The organism is Mycobacterium sp. 94-17 (assembly GCF_035617725.1).
In the GTDB taxonomy this organism is placed as follows: domain Bacteria; phylum Actinomycetota; class Actinomycetes; order Mycobacteriales; family Mycobacteriaceae; genus Mycobacterium.
Genome location: NZ_JAPIYN010000093.1, coordinates 1 through 453 on the forward strand (window position 1 = coordinate 1; position 453 = coordinate 453).

Sequence of the window (453 nt, forward strand, 5' to 3'; positions counted from 1 at the left end):
GGCGTTGGGCCGGGCGCTGGCCGACGTGGTCGCCCGCCACGAGAGCCTGCGCACGTTGTTCCCCGCGGCCGACGGGAGGCCCCAGCAGCTCGTCATCCCAGTTGAGCGCGCCGACTTCGGTTGGGATGTCGTCGATGCCTACGGCTGGCCGGCACGCGAGCTCCAGGAGGCCGTCGGCGCCGCCGCGCGTCACCCATTCGACCTCACAGCCCAAATCCCTTTGCGAGCAAGGCTTTTCCGCGTCTGCGACGACGAGCATGTGCTGGTGGCCGCGGTGCATCACATCGCGGCCGACGGCTGGTCGATCACTCCGCTGGTGGCCGATCTCGGGGCGGCCTATGCCGGCCGGTGCGCGAGCCGGACCCCCGGCTGGGCGCCGCTTGCGGTGCAGTACGTCGACTACACGCTGTGGCAGCGCGCGCAGCTGGGCGATCTCGCCGACGGCCAGAGTCC

Annotated in this window: 1 protein-coding gene; it reads left to right on the top strand. The window is 71.7% G+C overall.

Features of this window, described 5'->3' with window-relative positions:
* Positions 1–453: condensation domain-containing protein (locus tag OQ789_RS25805; protein WP_324689259.1), on the top strand; the 453-nt coding region annotated here is incomplete at both ends.